Origin of the sequence: Pseudomonas sp., assembly GCF_050739655.1 — a bacterium.
Lineage (GTDB): Bacteria > Pseudomonadota > Gammaproteobacteria > Pseudomonadales > Pseudomonadaceae > Aquipseudomonas.
The window spans coordinates 1-20,086 of the sequence record NZ_JBOIBY010000180.1 but is presented as its reverse complement, the minus strand read 5'-3'; the positions used below and the strand labels follow the sequence as shown (position 1 = coordinate 20,086).

Sequence of the window (20,086 nt, the reverse complement as noted above, 5' to 3'; positions counted from 1 at the left end):
CTTTTGATCTTCAGCAAACCTGAGGGTGCTGAAAAGATCGCAGCCTGCGGCAGCTCCTACGGGGGGGCGCGTCAATTTGTTCATTTGCGACATACCTGATTCAACGCTATTGCCTCTTCTTGTGGCTTGCCGCTCGCCGCTCGCCACCACATTTATCAAATCGCGCCATCCTTGTAGGGCAATCCCTACCCCCAACCTTCCATCCTGCTGAGGCGATTCTCTCCTGCGCCCCGATTTGCGTGGTCTACAGCGTCCACTAGGCTTAGTCCACAGCAGTCATCAACAACAAAGGTGTGGGTATGAGCCAGGTCGATTCAAGCGCAGGGGCCAATGATGTTCTGGTCAGCTTTCGTGGAGTGCAGAAGAGCTACGACGGCGAGAACCTGATCGTCAAAGACCTCAACCTGGACATTCGCAAAGGCGAATTCCTCACCTTGCTCGGGCCATCCGGCTCCGGCAAGACCACCAGCCTGATGATGCTCGCCGGTTTCGAAACACCGACCGCGGGTGAAATCCTGCTGGCCGGGCGTTCCATCAACAACGTGCCGCCGCACAAGCGCGATATCGGCATGGTGTTCCAGAACTACGCGTTGTTCCCGCACATGACGGTCGCCGAGAACCTGGCGTTCCCGCTGAGTGTGCGCGGCTTGAACAAGAGCGATGTCAGCGACAAGGTCAAGCGTGTACTGAGCATGGTGCAACTCGATGCTTTTGCTCAGCGTTACCCGGCGCAGCTTTCCGGTGGGCAGCAGCAGCGTGTGGCATTGGCCCGAGCACTGGTGTTCGAGCCGCAGCTGGTGCTGATGGACGAACCTCTGGGCGCGCTCGACAAACAGCTGCGCGAACACATGCAGATGGAAATCAAGCACCTGCACCAGCGCCTGGGTGTGACTGTGGTCTACGTGACCCACGACCAGGGCGAAGCCCTGACCATGTCCGACCGCGTGGCGGTTTTCCATCAGGGCGAGATCCAGCAGATCGCGCCTCCGCGCACGCTGTATGAAGAGCCGAAAAACACCTTCGTCGCCAACTTCATCGGCGAGAACAACCGTCTCAACGGCCGTCTGCACAGCCAGACTGGCGACCGCTGCATCGTGGAACTTGGGCGCGGTGAAAAAGTTGAAGCCCTGGCGGTAAACGTCGGCAAGACCGGCGAGCCCGTGACCTTGTCCATTCGCCCGGAGCGCGTGAGCCTCAATGGCTCCAGCGAGTCGTGCATCAACCGCTTCTCGGGACGGGTCGCGGAATTCATCTATCTGGGCGACCACGTCCGGGTTCGCCTGGAAGTCTGCGGCAAGACCGACTTCTTCGTGAAACAACCGATTGCCGAGCTCGATCCTGCGCTCGCGGTCGGCGACGTGGTTCCGCTTGGCTGGCAGATCGAACACGTACGCGCGCTCGATCCCATTCTAGAGGCGAACTGATCGCCCCGGCTGCAACAACACCAACCCTGCACGTGGAGAGAACAATAAATGTTGAGATCCCTGAAATTCACCGCTTTAGCACTGGGCATGATGGGGGCTGCGAGCGCAATGGCCGCAGGCCCGGACCTGACCGTGGTGTCCTTTGGCGGGGCGAACAAGGCGGCTCAGGTCAAAGCCTTCTATGCACCGTGGGAAGCGGCAGGCAACGGCAAGATCGTGGCAGGCGAATACAACGGTGAAATGGCCAAGGTCAAGGCCATGGTCGACACCAAGAGCGTGTCCTGGGACCTGGTGGAAGTAGAGTCGCCGGAACTGTCCCGCGGTTGCGATGAGGACATGTTCGAGCAGCTTGACCCTGCTTTGTTCGGCAAGACCGAAGACTACGTCAAGGGCGCCATCCAGCCCTGCGGTGTGGGCTTCTTCGTGTGGTCGACCGTGTTGGCCTACAACGCCGACAAGCTGAAAACCGCGCCGACCAGCTGGGCGGATTTCTGGGACACCAAGCAATTCCCGGGCAAGCGTGGCCTGCGTAAAGGCGCCAAGTACACCCTGGAATTCGCATTGATGGCCGACGGCGTTGCGCCAAAAGACGTCTACAAAGTGCTGGCCGGCAAAGACGGCCAGGATCGCGCGTTCAAGAAACTCGATGAACTCAAGCCAAACATCCAGTGGTGGGAAGCCGGCGCACAACCGCCGCAATACCTGGCCTCTGGCGACGTGGTCATGAGCTCGGCCTACAACGGTCGCATCGCTGCCGTGCAAAAAGAAAGCAACCTGAAAGTGGTGTGGAACGGCGGCATCTATGACTTCGACGCATGGGCCATTCCGAAAGGTCTGGATGCCAAGCGCGCTGAAGCGGCGAAGAAGTTCATCGCCTTCTCGGTACAACCGCAGCAGCAGAAGACCTACTCGGAAAACATCGCCTACGGCCCGGCCAACACCCAAGCCGTACCGCTGTTGGCCAAGGATGTCCTGAAAGACATGCCGACCACCCCGGAAAACATCGCCAACCAGGTACAGATCGACGTCAGCTTCTGGGCTGACAACGGCGAGCAACTGGAACAGCGCTTCAACGCCTGGGCTGCGAAATAAGCGGCGGTACACCGGATGATCGTTCCCACGCTTTGCGTGGGAATGCCACCCGGGACGCTCCGCGTCCCTGTGACGCAGAGCGTCACTGAATGCGTTCCCACGCAGAGCGTGGGAACGATCAGCACCAAATAGTTCGAGGCAGCACTCTGCCTCTGCAACGATCAAAGATTTCCGGAGTACGCCATGGCTATCGCCGTTCCCGTGAACGCGGGCACTGACCCCACCTTGAAGCAGCGGCTCAAGCATGCCGAGCGGGTCAACCGCTGGAAGGCCCAGGCGCTGATCGCGCCGCTGGTGCTGTTTCTGTTGTTGGTGTTCCTGGTGCCGATCGTGGCGCTGCTCTACAAAAGTGTTGGTAACCCGGAAGTGGTCGGCGGCATGCCGCGCACGGTGTCGGCCATCGCCAATTGGGACGGCCGAGGCCTGCCCGCTGAACCGGTTTACAAAGCGGCCGCTGAAGACCTCGCCGAAGCCCGCAAGAATCAGACCCTGGGCGATTTGTCCAAACGCCTGAACATGGAACTGGCTGGCTATCGCAGCCTTCTAACCAAAACTGCCCGCGCCTTGCCGCTCGCCACCGAGCCGACCTCTTATAAGGAAGCGCTGGAAGGGCTCGATGAGCGCTGGGGCGATCCGGCCTACTGGCAAGCGGTACGCCGCAACACCAGCAGTATCACACCGTATTACCTGTTGGCCGCCGTCGATCATCGCATCGACGACCTCGGTGAACTGGCCCCGGCCACACCGGACCAGGCGATCTACCTGGACATCTTTGCCCGCACGTTCTGGATGGGCCTGATCATCACCGTGATCTGCCTGGTGCTGGCATACCCACTGGCTTATCTGCTGGCCAACCTGCCATCGCGCCAAAGCAACCTGCTGATGATCCTGGTACTGCTGCCGTTCTGGACTTCGATCCTGGTGCGAGTCGCGGCGTGGATCGTCTTGCTTCAATCGGGTGGCCTGATCAACAGCGGCCTGATGGCCATGGGCATCATCGATAAACCGCTAGAACTGGTGTTCAACCGCGTCGGTGTCTACATCTCGATGGTGCATATCCTGCTGCCGTTCATGATCCTGCCGATTTATAGCGTGATGAAAGGCATCTCGCCGACCTACATGCGTGCCGCCATTTCCCTGGGCTGCCATCCGTTCGCCAGTTTCTGGAAGGTGTACTTTCCGCAGACCTATGCCGGCGTCGGTGCCGGGTGCCTGTTGGTGTTCATCCTCGCCATTGGCTACTACATCACCCCGGCGTTGCTGGGTAGCCCGAACGATCAGATGGTCAGCTACTTCGTGGCCTTCTACACCAACACCAGCATCAACTGGGGCATGGCGACTGCGCTCGGCGGCCTGTTGCTCCTGGCGACCGTGGTGCTTTATCTGATTTACAGCTGGCTGGTGGGCGCGAGCCGCCTGCGTCTGGGCTAAGGGAGAAATGAAATGCTGAGTCCTTATATGTCGCCCATTGAGCGGGTCTGGTTCTACAGCTTGCGGATTCTCTGCGGCCTGATTCTGTTGTTCCTGATTCTGCCGGTGCTGGTAATCATTCCGCTGTCGTTCAACTCGGGCAGTTTCCTGGTGTACCCGCTGCAGGGCTTCTCGCTGCAGTGGTACCACGACTTCTTCGCGTCGGCGGAGTGGATGCGTGCGCTGAAGAACAGCATCATCGTTGCACCGGCGGCCACCGTGCTGGCCATGGTATTCGGCACGCTGGCGGCCATCGGCCTGACCCGCGGCGACTTCCCGGGCAAGGCGCTGGTCATGGCGCTGGTGATTTCCCCGATGGTGGTGCCCGTGGTGATCATCGGCGTGGCCAGTTATCTGTTCTTTGCGCCATTGGGCCTGGGTAACAGCTTCTTCTCGCTGATCGTGGTGCATGCGGTGTTAGGTGTGCCGTTCGTGATCATCACCGTGTCGGCGACGTTGCAGGGCTTCAACCACAATCTGGTGCGGGCGGCAGCCAGCCTCGGTGCCTCGCCGCTGACCGCGTTCCGTCGGGTGACCTTGCCGCTGATCGCACCTGGCGTGATTTCCGGTGCGTTGTTCGCCTTCGCCACCTCGTTCGATGAAGTGGTGGTGACATTGTTCCTCGCCGGCCCCGAGCAAGCGACCTTGCCACGGCAGATGTTCAGCGGCATTCGCGAAAACCTCAGCCCGACCATTGCCGCGGCCGCGACCTTGCTGATTGCCTTCTCGGTAATCCTGCTGCTCACGCTGGAGTGGCTGCGTGGCCGCAGCGAGAAATTGCGTACTGCGCAGGTCTGACGCAAAGCGCCTGTAGGAACTGCCGAAGGCTGCGATCTTTTGATCTTGATCCTAAAAAATCAAAAGATCGCAGCCTTCGGCAGCTCCTACAGTCATTCACCACCTGAATGGCAGACAACACCCAATCCCCGACTACTCTTTGTGCCCAGCTCCCACATCTATAAGAGGCTGCGCACATGAGTCTTTCCTCCTTCAAAATCGCTCACAAACTGATCACCGGCGTAGGTGCCATCGAGCAACTGTCCGTCGAGCTGTCACGCCTGGACATAGATAATCCACTGATCGTCACCGACGCCGCCCTGGTCAAGTCCGGCACCGTAGAGCTGGCGCTGGCGCAGTTGGGTGGGCGGACTTACGACATCTTCGATCGTGTGCTCCCCGATCCGGAAATTGCCATCGTCGAAGACTGCATGCAGGTGTATCGGGAAGGTGGGCATGACGGCCTGATTGGCCTGGGCGGCGGCAGTGCCATCGATATCGCCAAGAGCGTTGCGGCATACGCCGGCTACCACGGGGCGCTGGAGGATCTGTTGGGTGTCGACCAGGTGCCACGCAAAGGCCCGCCGCTGATTGCGATCCCGACTACCGCGGGTACCGGCTCGGAAGTGACCAACGTGGCCATCCTCTCCGACAAGGTCGCGCAATTGAAGAAGGGCATTGTCAGTGACTACTTGCTGCCAGATGTGGCGCTTGTCAGCCCGCAGATGACCCTGACTTGCCCGCGCGGCGTCACGGCGGCCAGTGGTGTCGATGCCCTAGTGCATGCCATCGAATCCTATCTGTCGGTCAACGCGTCGCCGATTACCGATTCGCTGGCCATTGGCGCGATCAAACTGATTGCCAAGGCATTGCCCAAGGCCTACGCCAACCCGTCCAACCTTCAGGCCCGGGAAGACATGGCCACCGCCAGCCTGATGGCCGGCATGGCATTCGGCAATGCCGGGGTCGGCGCCGTGCATGCGCTGGCCTATCCGTTGGGAGGGCGATTCAACATTGCCCACGGCGTGAGCAATGCCTTGTTACTGCCTTATGTCATGACCTGGAACAAGATGGCCTGCGTTGAACGGATGCAGGATATTGCCGTGGCCATGGGTGTGCAGACCGCTCACTTGAGTGCCAATGAAGCGGCCGACAAGGCCGTGGCAGCCATGGCCGAATTGTGTGCTGCAGTGGAAATTCCACAGGGCCTGCGCAGTTTCGGGGTACCCGAAGCGGCCATCCCGGCCATGGCCGAGGAAGCGGCGGGGATCGAGCGCCTGATGCGCAACAACCCGCGCAAACTGAATGCCCGTGATATCGAAAAGATCTATCGCGCGGCTTACTAGGTTCGACGCTGTTCAAGGATGATGGCAAAGCCCAATCATCGCGCTCACGGTGCGCGCGCCAAAGCATGAGGCTACAATGCGCGCCATCGTGATTTAGCTCAGAAAAGGTGCGTCATGCAGCCCTTCGTAATTGCTCCGTCGATTCTCTCCGCCGACTTCGCCCGCCTGGGTGAAGAAGTGGACAATGTCCTGGCCGCTGGCGCCGATTTCGTGCACTTCGATGTCATGGACAATCACTACGTGCCTAACCTGACCATCGGCCCGATGGTCTGTGCGGCACTGCGCAAGTATGGCGTGACCGCGCCGATCGACGCTCACCTGATGGTCAGCCCGGTGGACCGTATCGTCGGTGACTTCATCGAAGCCGGCGCGACCTACATCACCTTCCACCCGGAAGCCACCCAGCATGTCGATCGCTCCCTGCAACTGATCCGCGAGGGCGGCTGCAAGTCAGGCCTTGTGTTCAACCCGGCGACCCCGCTGGACGTGCTCAAGTACGTGATGGACAAGGTCGACATGATCCTGCTGATGAGCGTCAACCCAGGCTTTGGCGGTCAGAAGTTCATCCCCGGCACCCTCGACAAGCTGCGTGAGGCGCGTGCTTTGATCGATGCGTCCGGTCGCGACATCCGCCTGGAAATCGACGGCGGCGTGAACGTGAACAACATCCGTGAAATCGCCGCTGCCGGTGCTGACACCTTTGTCGCCGGCTCGGCCATCTTCAATGCGCCGAACTATCAGGAAGTCATCGACAAGATGCGCTCCGAACTGGCGCTGGCTCGCCCATGAGTGGTTTTGAGCAGCTGTTCCCGGGAAGTCTGCCCAAGCTGGTGATGTTCGATCTGGATGGCACGTTGATCGATTCGGTGCCTGATCTTGCGGCAGCTGTGGACAACATGCTGCTCAAGCTCGGGCGTCAACCCGCAGGCATCGAATCGGTGCGCGAGTGGGTGGGCAACGGCGTACACATGCTGGTGCGCCGGGCCTTGGCCAACCACATCGACGGCGAGGGAGTCGATGAGGTTGAAGCCGAGCATGCTCTTGAACTGTTCAATGAGTTTTATGAAGCCGGTCACGAGTTGACCGTGGTTTACCCCGGTGTGCGCGATACCCTGAAATGGCTGCATAAGCAGGGTGTCGAAATGGCCCTGATCACCAACAAGCCCGAGCGCTTCGTCGCGCCGCTGCTCGATCAGATGAAAATCGGCCGTTACTTCCGATTGATCATCGGTGGTGACACCTTGCCACAGAAAAAACCAGACCCAGCCGCGCTGTTTTTCGTCATGAAAATGACCAACGTTCCGGCGTCGCAATCGTTGTTCGTTGGCGATTCGCGCAGCGACGTGCTGGCGGCGAAGGCGGCAGGGGTCAAGTGCGTGGCGCTCAGCTACGGCTATAACCATGGCCGTCCGATTGCCGAAGAGTCGCCGGCGCTGGTGATCGATGATCTGCGCAAGCTAATTCCCGGTTGCCTGGATCTTGCCGCTGAGATACCGTTGCCCGACGCTGTTCAATCCCCTCCTGGAAACTCCATCGTGGTGGTCACTCGCAAACTCTGGATGAAAGTCATCAAGGCCCTGGCCCGCTGGCGTTGGCGCGCCTGACTTATTCCTGGCCGGTTATCCGGCGCGTTTGCATACCTGACTGTTAGACCCTCAAGCCACGAGGCACATCATGATCCGCGAAGAATTCCTGCGTTTGGCCGCTGCCGGCTATAACCGCATCCCGCTTGCCTGCGAAACTCTGGCCGACTTCGACACGCCGCTGTCGATCTACCTGAAATTGGCCGACGAACCCAACTCCTACTTGCTCGAGTCCGTACAGGGCGGCGAGAAATGGGGCCGTTACTCGATCATCGGTCTGCCGTGCCGCACCGTGCTGCGGGTTCACGACCACCATGTCAGCGTAACCGTCGATGGCGTCGAGACCGAAAGCCATGACGTCGAAGACCCATTGGCCTTCGTCGAAGCCTTCAAGGCCCGCTACAACGTGCCGACCATCGCCGGCCTGCCGCGCTTCAACGGCGGCCTGGTGGGTTATTTCGGTTACGACTGCGTGCGCTATGTGGAAAAACGTCTGGGCAAATGCCCGAATCCGGATCCGCTGGGTGTGCCGGACATTCTCTTGATGGTGTCCGATGCGGTCGTCGTGTTCGACAACCTTGCCGGCAAAATGCACGCGATCGTCCTGGCCGACCCGGCGCAGGAGGATGCTTTCGAACAAGGTCGGGCGCGCCTGGAAGAGTTGCTGGAAAAACTTCGCCAGCCGATCACCCCGCGCCGTGGCCTGGATTTCAGCAAGCAACAATCGGCTGATCCGGTGTTCCGTTCCAGCTTCACCCAGGACGATTACAAAAAAGCCGTCGACACCATCAAGGAATACATCCTGGCGGGTGACTGCATGCAGGTTGTGCCGTCCCAGCGCATGTCGATCGACTTCAAGGCTGCACCGATCGATCTGTACCGCGCGCTGCGTTGCTTCAACCCGACGCCTTACATGTACTTCTTCAACTTCGGCGACTTCCATGTCGTCGGCAGTTCACCCGAAGTGCTGGTGCGCGTCGAAGACAATCTGATTACCGTGCGCCCGATTGCCGGCACTCGCCCACGCGGGGCCAACGAAGAAGCAGATCTGGCGCTGGAAAAAGATCTGCTGTCGGATGACAAGGAAATCGCCGAACACCTGATGCTGATTGACCTGGGTCGCAACGACACCGGTCGTGTGTCGGAAATCGGTTCGGTGAAACTCACCGAAAAAATGGTCATCGAGCGTTACTCCAACGTCATGCACATCGTGTCCAACGTCACCGGCCAATTGAAGGAAGGCCTGACCGCGATGGACGCGCTGCGGGCGATCCTGCCGGCGGGTACCTTGTCCGGCGCGCCGAAAATCCGTGCGATGGAAATCATCGACGAGCTGGAACCGGTCAAGCGCGGAGTCTACGGCGGTGCCGTCGGCTATTTCGCCTGGAACGGCAACATGGACACCGCCATTGCGATCCGTACGGCGGTGATCAAGAACGGCGAACTGCACGTGCAAGCCGGTGGCGGCATCGTCGCCGACTCGGTGCCGGCGCTGGAATGGGAAGAAACCCTGAACAAGCGCCGCGCGATGTTCCGTGCCGTGGCCCTGGCTGAACAAACTCCGCAAGGCTGACCGATGAGCGCAGCCCGTATGCCGGCCGCCTTGAGCGATCAAGCGCTGGACGCTGCGGGCCATTCATCCGAAGGCCGTATTAGTAGTCAGTGAATTCAAGAGGTTCTTAACGCCATGTTGCTGATGATCGATAACTACGACTCTTTTACCTACAACGTTGTGCAATACCTTGGTGAGCTGGGCTCCCAGGTCAAAGTCGTGCGCAACGATGAACTCACCGTTGCCGAAATCGAAGCCCTCAACCCTGAGCGCATCGTCGTCTCGCCCGGTCCATGCACTCCAACCGAAGCCGGCGTCTCGATTGACGTCATCAAACATTTCGCCGGCAAACTGCCGATTCTTGGCGTGTGCCTGGGTCATCAATCCATCGGTCAGGCATTTGGCGGCGATGTCGTCCGCGCCCGTCAGGTGATGCACGGCAAGACGAGCCCGGTGTTCCACGAAGACAAAGGTGTCTTCGAAGGCCTGAACAATCCGCTGACAGTCACGCGCTATCATTCATTGATCGTCAAACGCGAAACCTTGCCTGATTGCCTCGAGCTGACCGCATGGACTCAGCTCGAAGACGGCTCGGTCGACGAGATCATGGGCCTGCGCCACAAGACTCTGAACATCGAAGGCGTGCAGTTTCACCCTGAGTCGATCCTGACCGAACAGGGCCACGAACTGTTTGCCAACTTCCTCAAACAAACCGGCGGCACGCGCTAAGGACTACTCATGAATATCAAGACAGCCCTGGGCCGTATCGTCGATCACCTCGACCTCAGCACTGAAGAAATGCGCGATGTGATGCGCGAAATCATGACTGGCCAATGCTCTGACGCGCAGATCGGCGCGTTCATGATGGCCATGCGCATGAAGAGCGAGAGCATCGACGAAATCGTTGGCGCGGTATCCGTAATGCGTGAGTTGGCGAACAAAGTCGAACTCAAGACCCTTGACGGCGTGGTCGATGTGGTGGGCACCGGCGGTGACGGTGCCAATATCTTCAACGTGTCGACCGCATCCGCGTTCGTCGTCTCGGCAGCCGGTTGCACCGTGGCCAAGCACGGTAACCGTGCGGTATCGGGCAAAAGTGGCAGTGCGGATCTGCTGGAGGCGGCGGGTATCTACCTGAACCTGACGCCGGTGCAGGTAGCGCGTTGCATCGACAACGTCGGCATCGGTTTCATGTTTGCCCAGACCCACCACAGCGCCATGAAGCACGCAGCGGGTCCGCGCAAGGATCTGGGGCTGCGTACGCTGTTCAACATGCTTGGCCCGCTTACGAATCCGGCCGGTGTGAAACATCAGGTAGTGGGCGTGTTCACCCAGGCATTGTGCCGGCCCTTGGCTGAAGTGCTGCAGCGTCTGGGTAGCAAGCACGTACTGGTAGTGCATTCGAAAGATGGTCTGGATGAATTCAGCTTGGCGGCACCGACTTTTGTCGCGGAACTGAAAAATGACCAGATCACTGAGTATTGGGTCGAGCCGGAAGATCTGGGTATGAAAAGCCAAAGTCTTCATGGCTTGGCGGTGGACAGCCCGGCGGCATCCCTTGAGTTGATTCGCGATGCCTTGGGCAAGCGCAAGACTGAAAACGGTCAGAAAGCGGCAGAGATGATCATGCTCAATGCCGGCGCCGCTTTGTACGCTGCCGACCATGCCAGCAGTTTGAAAGAGGGCGTTGCCCTGGCGCACGATGCGCTGCATACCGGTCTGGCTCGGGAAAAACTCGAGGAGCTGGGTGCATTTACCGCGGTATTCAAAGTGGAGAATGAGGGATGAGTGTGCCGACGGTTCTGGAAAAGATTCTGGCGCGCAAGGTCGAGGAAGTTGCAGAGCGTAGTGCTCGCGTCAGCCTCGCCGAGCTGGAAAATCTGGCCAAGGCGGCCGATGCACCCCGTGGTTTTGCCAAGGCACTGCTGGCTCAGGCCAAGCTGAAACAGCCGGCAGTCATCGCTGAAATCAAAAAAGCTTCGCCGAGCAAAGGTGTGATTCGCGAGAACTTCGTTCCTGCCGACATCGCCAAAAGCTACGAGAAAGGCGGCGCGACCTGTTTGTCGGTGCTCACTGACATCGATTACTTCCAGGGTGCAGATGCGTACCTGCAGCAAGCCCGCGCGGCGTGCAAACTGCCGGTGATCCGTAAGGATTTCATGATCGATCCTTACCAGATCGTCGAGGCCCGCGCGCTGGGCGCCGATTGCGTGCTGTTGATCGTTTCCGCTCTGGATGACGTGAAGATGGCTGAACTGGCTTCGGTGGCCAAAGGCGTCGGCCTTGATGTACTGGTGGAAGTCCATGATGGCGATGAACTGGAGCGGGCATTGAAAACCCTCGACACGCCATTGGTGGGGATCAACAACCGTAATTTGCACACCTTCGACGTCAGCCTGGAAACCACTCTCGACCTGTTGCCGCGTATTCCGCGCGATCGATTGGTGATCACCGAGAGCGGCATCCTCAACCGCGCCGACGTTGAGTTGATGGAAATCAGCGACGTCTACGCGTTCCTGGTCGGCGAAGCGTTCATGCGCGCCGAAAGCCCGGGTACCGAGTTGCAGCGTCTGTTCTTCCCGGAGCGTGGTGTTCCGGTAAGTGGTTCGACCCTCGACTGAATATAGTCAGACTGAGGTGCCCTTTTCGCGAGCAAGTCGAATCGTCGCACCGCCGCTCCCACATTTACATGCGGTCTAATGTGGGAGCGGGCTTGCTCGCGAAGAGGCCTTCAATATTCCCGAATGCTGGAGCTGCCCATGTCGCTACCTATCTCCCTGACCATCGAAGCCGGCCTGCAAGCCGAACAGGATTTGCTGGCCTCGGTCTGTGCCGGCGATGCGGAGTTTGGCCTGCTGTTCTGGCAGCCAAGCGATCGGGCTCTGGTAATGCCACGCCGTTTGAATCGCCTTCCTGGCTTCGAACACGCTTGCGAAGTCTCTGCCGCTGCCGGTTGGCCTGTGCTGTTGCGCGAGACGGGCGGTGAGCCGGTGCCGCAATCGGCCTCGACGATCAACATCGCCCTGGTTTACGCACCGCCACGCAGCGAAGGTGACCTCAATCGCATCGAATCCGGTTATCGGCGTCTGTGCGATCCGATCTGTCAGTTGCTGGATGAGTTGGGAGGTACTTCTTCCCTGGGCGAAATCGAGGGTGCGTTCTGCGATGGGCGTTTCAACGTCAACCTCGACGGACGCAAGATGGTCGGCACCGCCCAGCGCTGGCGCCAGAGTCAGGGCGGCCAGCGTCCGGTAGGGCTGGTGCACGGTGCGATGTTGCTCGATAACGAGCGCGAGTCGATGGTTGCAGCGGTCAATCGCTTCAACGAGGCCTGCGATCTGGAGCAGCGCGTACGTGCCGAAAGTCACATCGCCCTGCATGAGAAGTTCACGCCGCCAGATGCGCTGGGGCGCCTCGACGAGCTTTACCGGCTGATGCTTGAGCAGATGTTCAGCGCTTAACGCGTGCCAAAGACCACCATGGTCTTGCCCTTGACGTCCACCAGGTTGCGTTCTTCCAGATCCTTGAGCACGCGACCGACCATCTCCCGCGAACACCCGACAATCCGCCCGATTTCCTGACGGGTCACCTTGATCTGCATACCGTCGGGGTGGGTCATTGCGTCTGGCTGTTTGCACAACTCCAACAGACAGCGCGCGACACGGCCAGTCACGTCGAAAAACGCCAGATCACCTACCTTGCGGGTAGTGTTACGCAAGCGTTGTGCGATTTGTCCGCTGAGTACGTAAAGAATGTCTGGATCCTGTTGCGACAATTCGCGGAATTTTGCGTAGCTGATTTCCGCCACTTCGCATTCGACCTTGGTCCGCACCCAGGCGCTACGCTCCTGCTCCAGACCTGCTTGCTCAAACAAGCCCAGCTCGCCGAAGAAGTCGCCAGTGTTAAGGTACGCGATGATCATTTCCCGGCCGTCGTCATCTTCGATCAGGATGGTGACTGAACCTTTAATGATGAAAAACAGCGTCTCCGAACGGTCACCGGCGCAAATGATATTGCTCTTGGCTGGATAGCGACGACGCTGACAATGCATCAGCAGCTTGTCGAGGTTCTTGATCTTGTGTGTGGGGGCAATAGCAACCATGGTTGTATCCCGAAAAAACTGCACGGTATGTTTGATTTTTTTATGGATGCGCAAGCCGCAGCAAAGGCCGGCCATGCGTCAGCGAATTGGCGTCAGCTTAACAGACACTTCCTGCAATATTCGAGAAATTACCTACAAGGTAGATGGATCCGTCCTATGCAGCCCAAGCGCTGTCATTCCAAAGGGCTGTGCTAAGCTGGCGACCCTTTTTATACAGTGGAGTCTTGGCGATGAAGGCACGCATCCAATGGGCTGGCGAAGCCATGTTCCTCGGCGAATCCGGTAGCGGTCATGTCGTGGTCATGGACGGTCCGCCCGATGCAGGCGGTCGCAACCTGGGTGTTCGGCCAATGGAAATGCTCCTGCTGGGTGTAGGCGGTTGCAGCAATTTCGACGTGGTCAGCATCCTCAAGAAGTCCCGTCAGGCCGTCGAGAGCTGCGAAGCCTTTCTCGAAGCCGAGCGCGCGACTGAAGATCCAAAGGTCTTCACCAAGATCCACATGCACTTTGTGGTCAAGGGTCGCGGCTTGAAGGAAGCCCAGGTCAAGCGTGCCATCGAGCTGTCTGCCGAAAAATATTGCTCGGCATCGATCATGCTTGGCGCGGCAGGTGTCGAGATCACCCATGACTACGAAATCATCGAGCTCGGTTGAATCGACATTGCGAAGAGGTGCTACAAAAAAGGCGACTACCCCACGGTAGTCGCCTTTTTTATTTCTGGAATGCTGTCCCTGTGGGAGCGAGCTCGCTCGCGATGAGACCCTATCAGACAACCCTGACCTCAGATCCGATAAGTACTCTTGGTCATCACCTTGGCCATCAAACTCATCCCAAACTTCACCGGTGCCGGAAAGCGAAAACCACCAGCGTCCAACGCACTTTCCGCGTGCTGCTCTTCATCAATGCGCATCTGCTCAAGAATCGCCCGAGACTTTTCATCTTCAGCCGGTAGTTGCTCAAGGTGTTCGTACAAGTGTTTGCACACCTGGTCTTCGGTTGCCGCAACGAACCCCAGGCTGACTTTGTCGCTGATCAGCCCGGCCACGGCGCCAATCCCGAACGACATGCCATAGAACAGCGGATTGAGAATGCTGGTGTGGCTGCCCAGTTGATGGATGCGTTGCTCGCACCACACCAGATGATCGATTTCTTCTTCGGCGGCATGCTCCATGGCGGCGCGCACTTGCGGCAGCTTGGCGGTCAGTGCCTGTCCTTGATACAGCGCCTGGGCGCAGACTTCGCCGGTGTGGTTGATGCGCATCAGGCCGGCAACGTGGCGGGTATCTTCGTCGCTCAGCTTCACATCCGGCTGCACGATGGCGGGCGACGGGCGGTACGGTTGGCCACTGAAGGGCAGTAAAGTACGCATCGCGGCGTCGGCTTGCAGCAGAAGGCGGTCAATGGGCGAGTAGTGACGTTGGGTAGTCATGCTGACCTCCGGAAGAATCTCGGCGGCCAGTTTAACTCGGCCGGGGAAGGTTTGCGCTGGGTCATTGTGAAGCAGCTGCCATGACAAAGCTGTGATGCTTTTGCGGAAGCGACATTGCGCCGCTTCCGCAGATTATTGCTATCAGCCCGGCGGCCAGTGCATCTGGCGCTGACCCAGTACGTGCATATGAATGTGATAGACGGTCTGCCCACCTTCTTCATTGCAGTTCATGACAACGCGGAACCCTTTTTCACAACCCAGTTCCAGGGCCAAGCGCTGAGCTGTGAACAGGATGTGTCCGGCCAATGCCTTGTCGTCCTCGGTCAGGTCGTTGAGGGTACGCACCGGTTTCTTCGGGATCACCAGAAAATGCACCGGTGCCTGTGGAGCGATGTCGTGGAAGGCCAGTACCTGGTCGTCCTCGTAAATGATCTTCGCCGGGATTTCCCGGTTAATGATCTTGGTGAACAGAGTATCCACAGCTGTTTTCTCCGTTGTTTGGGCTGGCCTGAGTGTACTCATGGGTTATGTCCGAGCCCAGCGATTAACTTGCTGACCGGTCAACGCGGGCAATAAGCCTTGTTGACCATTCCTGTGATTGTCCGGATCAGCCAGCGTGAGCCGAAGCGGGGAAGGGCGGCGAACCATCGGTTGCGCCGTCCGGGAATAATAATGGCGCGGTTTTTCTCCAGGGCCCGCACGGTGTAGAGGGCCACTTCTTGCGCAGACATCAGCAACTTGCTGTCGGCCAGTTTGTCGGCGTTCAACTGTGCGGTGCGGAAAAAGCCGGTGCGGGTAGGGCCGGGACAAAGCACGGAGACCTTTACCGCGCACTTTTTCAGCTCGACGCGCAACCCTTCGGAAAAGTGCAGCACATAAGCCTTGCTTGCGTAGTAGGTGCTCATCCATGGGCCGGGATGGAAGGCGGCGACCGAGGCAACGTTCAGAATCTGCCCGCCGCCTTGCAGCGCCATGCTGTTGCCGATGGCGTGGCACAGACGCGTGAGTGCGAGGATGTTGACTTCGATCAGGTCCTGCTCGGTCATCCAGTCCTGCGCCAGGAACGGACCGCACGTGCCGATGCCGGCACAGTTGACCAGCAAATCGATGTGGCGATCACCCTCTTCCAGCTCCAGCAGAAACCCGGAGAGGCGCAGTGGTTCGCCCAGGTCGCAAGCGCGGAACAACACTTCCACGCCAAACCGCTGTGTCAGTTCAGTCGCAATACTTTCCAGCTGATCACGCTGTCGGGCCACCAGAAGCAGGTTGCGGCCGCGCCGGGCCAACGCTTCAGCCATCGCCAGGCCGATACCGCTGGAAGCGCCAGTGATCAGAGCGTAACGGGTCATGCAGTTCTCCATCGCAACAGCTCCGCGCCGCGACTCGGGTGTCACGGGCGGGGAGCGCTGTTCATTCTTTCGCAGAGTCTACAGGGGGCTGGGTGTCTTCGGCTGCATCGGCGGCTGAATTTGCGTCAGGTTCGGTCTCGATTTCAATTTCGTCAGTGGTGACCGAGCCGCTTTGGTAGCTGCTTTCCAGGGTGGTTTCGTATTCTTCCTGAATAGCCGTGATACCGCCCGCCAGTGCGCCGACGATAAGCAGAGCGATCAACACCAACCATAACGACGACAGGACTTTGACCGCTGTGCTGTTGGGTGGCGGCGGTGCTCCGTATCGATTGGCGATGTTGGTCCCCGGCATCATCACCATTAATAGAGGGAAGAAACTGCCCACGAACGGCACGAGGTTGAGGAGCCAAAGCCAGCCCGACCAACCTATATCGTGCAAGCGCTGCACGGTGATCATGATGCTGGCAATGAGGAATGCCAGGCAGAGGAAAAAGGCCAGGATGCCACCAATGATCAGGCCGGCGGTTGAGTCGCTGCTCACGAGCCCCAGTCCGACCAAGGCAAACACACCGACAACGGCCAGCGTCACCAGGCTCAGTACCATCGACCAGGCGAGGAAGCGCAGGCGCCCGATACGTCCTTCCACGCCGAAGGGTTTAAGGGTGGCGAATTGCGTAAGACTTTCGCCGACACTGGCCCTTGGTGGTGCGTATGGGGATTCGGGTTCTGCAGCCGGGGCATGATCGTGAACGTCAGACAGATTCAGTTCAATAGACGGCTCGGACTCGATGCGGGCATCGATACCGGTGTTCTTCAGTGCTTGAAGGTATGTCTGCGCGTCAACGTGCGACAGATCGCGCTTGAGTGCGATCGGTCGGCCATTGAACAAGCGCTCGATGGCGGCGACGTCACTCTTGAACAGCGCCGCGAGGTTGAGTTTGGCGGTGGTGATATCAACACCTGGCAGCAGAGCGCCGTCGAACACGATCTTGAAACGGTTTTCGCTCATTGCCCAGGCATCCTTGTCGCGAGTGTTTGAATTCAGAGAGGGTAGGCCAGCCTGGCGTGGCTGGCCCGGTGTTGTTTCAGCGTGGCCAGCGCTTGGGCAGTTGCGCGGCGTGCTCCAGCGCCTTGCGATATTCGGCATCAAGACGCGCTACCAATTGATCCACGCTCGGCAAGTCGTCGATTTCACCCACGCCCTGGCCTGCGGACCACACGGTTTTCCACGCTTTGGCTTCATCGCTCAGCGGCTTGAGTTTTGAGCCGAAATTAACGTCGCCTTTATTCTGTAGCGCCGCCATATCAAAACCGGCAGCTTCCAGGCTCTGGCGCATGAAACTCGCCGGCACACCCGAGACCGCTGGAGTATGGACGATGTCCGCCGCTCTGGAGGTCAGCAACATCTCTTTGTAGGCGTCAGGCGCATGACTTTCGGTGGTACCGATAAATCGCGTTCCGAAGTAGGCCAGATCCGCGCCGAGCAATTGAGCGGCAAGAATCTCGTGCCCATGGTTCAGGCAACCGGCCAAGAGCAGGGTTTTGTCGAAGAACTGACGGATTTCGGCGATCAGTGAAAACGGGCTCCAGGTCCCTGCATGTCCTCCGGCACCTGCGGCAACGGCGATCAGGCCATCCACGCCGGCCTCGGCAGCTTTCTCGGCGTGGCGTCGGGTCGTCACGTCATGGAACACCAGACCGCCATAACCATGGACGGCATCGACCAACTCTTTTACCGCGCCAAGGCTGGTAATCACGATCGGCACTTTGTGCTCGATGCAGATATCCAGGTCTGCCTGCAATCGCGGGTTGCTGTTATGGACAATCAGGTTCACCGCATAGGGCGCGGGGTTCTCCAGTGTCGCCAACGCTGCTTCGATCTCCTCTAGCCAAGCTTTGAAGCCACTGCTTTCGCGCTGGTTCAGCGCGGGGAAACTGCCCACTACGCCATTGCGGCAGCAGGCGAGCACCAGTTGTGGGTTGGATATCAGGAACATCGGCGCCGCCACTACAGGCAGGCGTAAGCGTTGTTCAAGCAGAGCGGGCAGCGACATTGGAAGTACCCCGGTGAGTGATGCCTGTTGGATTTAGAACGGCCGGACAACGACCAGAATTACGATTGCCAGCAATATCAGAACTGGCACTTCATTGAACCAGCGATAAAAGACATGGCTGCGGGTGTTCTCGCCACGAGCAAAACGTTTCACTTGCGCGCCGCACATGTGGTGATACCCAATCAGTATCACCACCAGGGTCAATTTGGCGTGCATCCAGCCGCCCTGACTGAAATACGCGGCCGGGTTAAGGCTGATCAGCCAGCCGCCGAAGATCAACGTGGCGATCATGGCCGGTCCCATGATGCCCCGATACAACTTGCGCTCCATGATGCTGAAGCGTTCCTTGCTGACCGTGTCTTCGCTTTGAGCGTGATAGACGAACAGACGAGGGAGGTAAAACAGGCCGGCAAACCAGCAGACGACGCTGACGATGTGAAGCGCTTTGAGCCACAGATAGAGCATTTTGAGTTATTCCAGGATTCACGGTAGCCGGAATAGTAGAGGCTTGAGCGTCCGCACGTCACCTTGACGGTTGTCGCAGGGGCGCGCGGCCCCTATTATCGACGGCTTTCCAGTGGGTTCGTTGAGGGCAGGTATATGGTCAAGGTCGGTATCGTCGGCGGCACGGGTTACACCGGTGTCGAACTGTTGCGTCTGTTGGCACAGCATCCGCAAGCTGAAGTGGTAGTAATCACTTCCCGATCCGAGGCTGGCCTGGCCGTGGCCGACATGTACCCAAACCTGCGAGGGCATTACGACGGCTTGGCGTTCAGCGTGCCGGACATCAAAACCCTGGGTGCCTGCGACGTGGTGTTCTTCGCCACGCCCCACGGCGTTGCTCATGCATTGGCGGGCGAACTGCTGGCGGCTGGCACCAAGGTCATCGATCTCTCGGCGGACTTCCGTTTGCAGGATGCTGATGAGTGGGCCAAGTGGTACGGCCAACCGCATGGTGCACCGGAGCTGTTGGATGAAGCGGTCTACGGCTTGCCGGAAGTCAACCGTGAGCAGATCAAGAAGGCGCGCCTGATCGCTGTGCCAGGTTGCTATCCGACCGCTACGCAATTGGGTTTCCTGCCATTGCTCGAAGCGGGCCTGGCGGATGCTTCGCACCTGATTGCTGACTGCAAGTCCGGCGTTAGCGGTGCTGGCCGTGGTGCCTCCGTAGGTTCGCTGTACTCTGAAACGTCAGAAAGCATGAAAGCCTATGCCGTCAAAGGTCACCGTCACTTGCCGGAAATTCGCCAGGGGTTGCGTCGTGCAGCAGGCAAGGACGTCGGCCTGACATTCGTTCCACACCTGACGCCGATGATCCGTGGCATTCACTCGACGCTCTACGCAACGGTCGTGGATCGCTCGGTGGATCTGCAGGCACTGTTTGAAAAGCGCTATGCCAACGAACCATTCGTCGACGTCATGCCAGCGGGCAGCCACCCGGAAACCCGCAGTGTGCGCGGTGCCAACGTCTGCCGCATCGCCGTGCATCGTCCGCAGGATGGTGATCTGGTGGTGGTGTTGTCGGTGATCGATAACCTGGTCAAAGGTGCTTCGGGTCAGGCAGTACAGAACATGAACATCCTGTTCGGGCTGGATGAGCGTCTGGGCCTGTCCCACGCCGGCATGCTTCCGTAGGCTTTATCCTGAACCACAAAAAGGCCCATTGAATGGGCCTTTTTGCTTTTGCGCCTGGCGATTGGATTGGTTGATATACCATAACAATAGTTGACCGCTTTTCTAGGAGAAGCGGATAATGCGCGTCATCACGCAATATGACGGCCTAACGCCGGGAGATAGTCAGCATGAGCGTCGAATCCTTCACCCCCACGGCTTTGCAATTCACCCACGGTGCCGCGCACAAGGTGAAGAGCCTGGTCGATGAAGAGGGGAATGATCGCTTGAAGCTGC

Annotated in this window: 21 protein-coding genes and 1 pseudogene; 15 read left to right on the top strand and 7 right to left on the bottom strand. The window is 58.8% G+C overall.

Features of this window, described 5'->3' with window-relative positions:
* Positions 1–299: 299 nt before the first annotated feature.
* From ACRESJ_RS08775 to ACRESJ_RS08720, 12 genes are all read left to right on the top strand, one after another.
* On the top strand, positions 300–1,424 hold the full coding sequence (locus ACRESJ_RS08775) for an ABC transporter ATP-binding protein (protein ID WP_431757556.1): 1,125 nt from the start codon (positions 300–302) through the stop codon (positions 1,422–1,424).
* A gap of 48 nt (positions 1,425–1,472) precedes the next feature.
* Positions 1,473–2,516, top strand: coding sequence for a polyamine ABC transporter substrate-binding protein (locus tag ACRESJ_RS08770; protein WP_431757555.1), 1,044 nt, complete (start codon positions 1,473–1,475; stop codon positions 2,514–2,516).
* Between the two features lie 183 nt (positions 2,517–2,699).
* Positions 2,700–3,947 (top strand): ABC transporter permease, encoded by a 1,248-nt coding sequence (locus ACRESJ_RS08765; RefSeq protein ID WP_431757554.1) that lies wholly within the window; start codon positions 2,700–2,702, stop codon positions 3,945–3,947.
* Between the two features lie 12 nt (positions 3,948–3,959).
* Positions 3,960–4,784, top strand: coding sequence for an ABC transporter permease (locus tag ACRESJ_RS08760; protein WP_007910157.1), 825 nt, complete (start codon positions 3,960–3,962; stop codon positions 4,782–4,784).
* 176 nt (positions 4,785–4,960) lie between these two features.
* Positions 4,961–6,109 (top strand): iron-containing alcohol dehydrogenase, encoded by a 1,149-nt coding sequence (locus tag ACRESJ_RS08755; RefSeq protein WP_431757553.1) that lies wholly within the window; start codon positions 4,961–4,963, stop codon positions 6,107–6,109.
* A 114-nt stretch (positions 6,110–6,223) separates the two neighbouring features.
* A complete protein-coding gene (gene rpe / locus ACRESJ_RS08750) occupies positions 6,224–6,898 on the top strand; it encodes a ribulose-phosphate 3-epimerase (protein ID WP_053162900.1) in 675 nt (224 codons plus the stop codon).
* Positions 6,895–7,713 (top strand): phosphoglycolate phosphatase, encoded by an 819-nt coding sequence (locus tag ACRESJ_RS08745; protein WP_431757552.1) that lies wholly within the window; start codon positions 6,895–6,897, stop codon positions 7,711–7,713. The genes rpe and ACRESJ_RS08745 overlap by 4 nt, the downstream gene beginning before the upstream one ends.
* 70 nt (positions 7,714–7,783) lie before the next feature.
* Positions 7,784–9,265, top strand: coding sequence for an anthranilate synthase component I (gene trpE, locus ACRESJ_RS08740; protein WP_431757551.1), 1,482 nt, complete (start codon positions 7,784–7,786; stop codon positions 9,263–9,265).
* A gap of 114 nt (positions 9,266–9,379) precedes the next feature.
* Positions 9,380–9,973 carry an aminodeoxychorismate/anthranilate synthase component II gene (locus ACRESJ_RS08735; protein WP_096514722.1) on the top strand — a complete coding sequence of 198 codons (594 nt, stop codon included), beginning with the start codon at positions 9,380–9,382 and terminating at the stop codon, positions 9,971–9,973.
* 9 nt (positions 9,974–9,982) lie between these two features.
* Entirely contained in the window at positions 9,983–11,032 is a 1,050-nt protein-coding gene (gene trpD, locus ACRESJ_RS08730; RefSeq protein WP_431757550.1) for an anthranilate phosphoribosyltransferase, read from the top strand.
* Positions 11,029–11,865 carry an indole-3-glycerol phosphate synthase TrpC gene (gene trpC, locus ACRESJ_RS08725; RefSeq protein WP_431757549.1) on the top strand — a complete coding sequence of 279 codons (837 nt, stop codon included), beginning with the start codon at positions 11,029–11,031 and terminating at the stop codon, positions 11,863–11,865. The genes trpD and trpC overlap by 4 nt, the downstream gene beginning before the upstream one ends.
* A 138-nt stretch (positions 11,866–12,003) precedes the next feature.
* Positions 12,004–12,705 (top strand): lipoate--protein ligase family protein, encoded by a 702-nt coding sequence (locus ACRESJ_RS08720; RefSeq protein WP_431757548.1) that lies wholly within the window; start codon positions 12,004–12,006, stop codon positions 12,703–12,705.
* Here the strand turns inward: ACRESJ_RS08720 and crp are convergent.
* Positions 12,702–13,346 carry a cAMP-activated global transcriptional regulator CRP gene (gene crp, locus ACRESJ_RS08715; protein WP_431757547.1) on the bottom strand — a complete coding sequence of 215 codons (645 nt, stop codon included), beginning with the start codon at positions 13,344–13,346 and terminating at the stop codon, positions 12,702–12,704. The two genes, ACRESJ_RS08720 and crp, sit on opposite strands and share 4 nt — an antisense overlap.
* Before the next feature lie 230 nt (positions 13,347–13,576).
* Here crp and ACRESJ_RS08710 point away from each other — a divergent pair, with 230 nt between their 5' ends.
* Positions 13,577–13,999, top strand: coding sequence for an OsmC family protein (locus tag ACRESJ_RS08710; protein WP_008061600.1), 423 nt, complete (start codon positions 13,577–13,579; stop codon positions 13,997–13,999).
* 128 nt (positions 14,000–14,127) lie between these two features.
* Here the strand turns inward: ACRESJ_RS08710 and coq7 are convergent, their stop codons facing one another.
* The 6 genes from coq7 to hemJ all read right to left on the bottom strand — a co-directional run bounded on the left by coq7 (position 14,128) and on the right by hemJ (position 18,643).
* Positions 14,128–14,775, bottom strand: coding sequence for a 2-polyprenyl-3-methyl-6-methoxy-1,4-benzoquinone monooxygenase (gene coq7 / locus ACRESJ_RS08705; RefSeq protein ID WP_431757546.1), 648 nt, complete (start codon positions 14,773–14,775; stop codon positions 14,128–14,130).
* Between the two features lie 141 nt (positions 14,776–14,916).
* Entirely contained in the window at positions 14,917–15,255 is a 339-nt protein-coding gene (locus ACRESJ_RS08700; RefSeq protein ID WP_008027110.1) for a histidine triad nucleotide-binding protein, read from the bottom strand.
* An 80-nt stretch (positions 15,256–15,335) separates the two neighbouring features.
* Positions 15,336–16,124: an SDR family NAD(P)-dependent oxidoreductase gene (locus tag ACRESJ_RS08695; protein WP_431757545.1), complete on the bottom strand. Its 789-nt coding sequence runs from the start codon at positions 16,122–16,124 to the stop codon at positions 15,336–15,338.
* A 61-nt stretch (positions 16,125–16,185) separates the two neighbouring features.
* Positions 16,186–17,133: a DUF805 domain-containing protein gene (locus ACRESJ_RS08690; protein ID WP_431757544.1), complete on the bottom strand. Its 948-nt coding sequence runs from the start codon at positions 17,131–17,133 to the stop codon at positions 16,186–16,188.
* 76 nt (positions 17,134–17,209) lie between these two features.
* Positions 17,210–18,178 carry an NAD(P)H-dependent flavin oxidoreductase gene (locus ACRESJ_RS08685; RefSeq protein WP_431757543.1) on the bottom strand — a complete coding sequence of 323 codons (969 nt, stop codon included), beginning with the start codon at positions 18,176–18,178 and terminating at the stop codon, positions 17,210–17,212.
* A 33-nt stretch (positions 18,179–18,211) separates the two neighbouring features.
* Positions 18,212–18,643, bottom strand: a complete 432-nt coding sequence (gene hemJ, locus ACRESJ_RS08680; protein WP_431757542.1) for a protoporphyrinogen oxidase HemJ — start codon at positions 18,641–18,643, stop codon at positions 18,212–18,214.
* A 135-nt stretch (positions 18,644–18,778) separates the two neighbouring features.
* On the opposite strand from hemJ, the gene argC reads away from it, so the two are divergent.
* Positions 18,779–19,813 (top strand): N-acetyl-gamma-glutamyl-phosphate reductase, encoded by a 1,035-nt coding sequence (gene argC / locus ACRESJ_RS08675; protein WP_056853510.1) that lies wholly within the window; start codon positions 18,779–18,781, stop codon positions 19,811–19,813.
* Between the two features lie 167 nt (positions 19,814–19,980).
* Positions 19,981–20,086 (top strand): annotated as a pseudogene (locus ACRESJ_RS08670) (iron-sulfur cluster insertion protein ErpA); the annotation flags it as partial.

Excerpts from the sequence above, each read along its gene's own strand:
- ACRESJ_RS08745 (WP_431757552.1), top strand. The coding sequence starts at position 6,895 with ATGAGTGGTTTTGAGCAGCTGTTCCCGGGAAGTCTGCCCAAGCTGGTG.
- ACRESJ_RS08690 (WP_431757544.1), bottom strand. The coding sequence starts at position 17,133 with ATGAGCGAAAACCGTTTCAAGATCGTGTTCGACGGCGCTCTGCTGCCA.
- rpe (WP_053162900.1), top strand. The coding sequence starts at position 6,224 with ATGCAGCCCTTCGTAATTGCTCCGTCGATTCTCTCCGCCGACTTCGCC.
- ACRESJ_RS08770 (WP_431757555.1), top strand. The coding sequence starts at position 1,473 with ATGTTGAGATCCCTGAAATTCACCGCTTTAGCACTGGGCATGATGGGG.
- crp (WP_431757547.1), bottom strand. The coding sequence starts at position 13,346 with ATGGTTGCTATTGCCCCCACACACAAGATCAAGAACCTCGACAAGCTG.
- ACRESJ_RS08775 (WP_431757556.1), top strand. The coding sequence starts at position 300 with ATGAGCCAGGTCGATTCAAGCGCAGGGGCCAATGATGTTCTGGTCAGC.
- ACRESJ_RS08735 (WP_096514722.1), top strand. The coding sequence starts at position 9,380 with ATGTTGCTGATGATCGATAACTACGACTCTTTTACCTACAACGTTGTG.
- hemJ (WP_431757542.1), bottom strand. The coding sequence starts at position 18,643 with ATGCTCTATCTGTGGCTCAAAGCGCTTCACATCGTCAGCGTCGTCTGC.
- ACRESJ_RS08760 (WP_007910157.1), top strand. The coding sequence starts at position 3,960 with ATGCTGAGTCCTTATATGTCGCCCATTGAGCGGGTCTGGTTCTACAGC.
- ACRESJ_RS08755 (WP_431757553.1), top strand. The coding sequence starts at position 4,961 with ATGAGTCTTTCCTCCTTCAAAATCGCTCACAAACTGATCACCGGCGTA.
- ACRESJ_RS08720 (WP_431757548.1), top strand. The coding sequence starts at position 12,004 with ATGTCGCTACCTATCTCCCTGACCATCGAAGCCGGCCTGCAAGCCGAA.
- trpC (WP_431757549.1), top strand. The coding sequence starts at position 11,029 with ATGAGTGTGCCGACGGTTCTGGAAAAGATTCTGGCGCGCAAGGTCGAG.
- coq7 (WP_431757546.1), bottom strand. The coding sequence starts at position 14,775 with ATGACTACCCAACGTCACTACTCGCCCATTGACCGCCTTCTGCTGCAA.
- ACRESJ_RS08685 (WP_431757543.1), bottom strand. The coding sequence starts at position 18,178 with ATGTCGCTGCCCGCTCTGCTTGAACAACGCTTACGCCTGCCTGTAGTG.
- trpE (WP_431757551.1), top strand. The coding sequence starts at position 7,784 with ATGATCCGCGAAGAATTCCTGCGTTTGGCCGCTGCCGGCTATAACCGC.
- trpD (WP_431757550.1), top strand. The coding sequence starts at position 9,983 with ATGAATATCAAGACAGCCCTGGGCCGTATCGTCGATCACCTCGACCTC.
- ACRESJ_RS08710 (WP_008061600.1), top strand. The coding sequence starts at position 13,577 with ATGAAGGCACGCATCCAATGGGCTGGCGAAGCCATGTTCCTCGGCGAA.
- ACRESJ_RS08695 (WP_431757545.1), bottom strand. The coding sequence starts at position 16,124 with ATGACCCGTTACGCTCTGATCACTGGCGCTTCCAGCGGTATCGGCCTG.
- ACRESJ_RS08765 (WP_431757554.1), top strand. The coding sequence starts at position 2,700 with ATGGCTATCGCCGTTCCCGTGAACGCGGGCACTGACCCCACCTTGAAG.
- argC (WP_056853510.1), top strand. The coding sequence starts at position 18,779 with ATGGTCAAGGTCGGTATCGTCGGCGGCACGGGTTACACCGGTGTCGAA.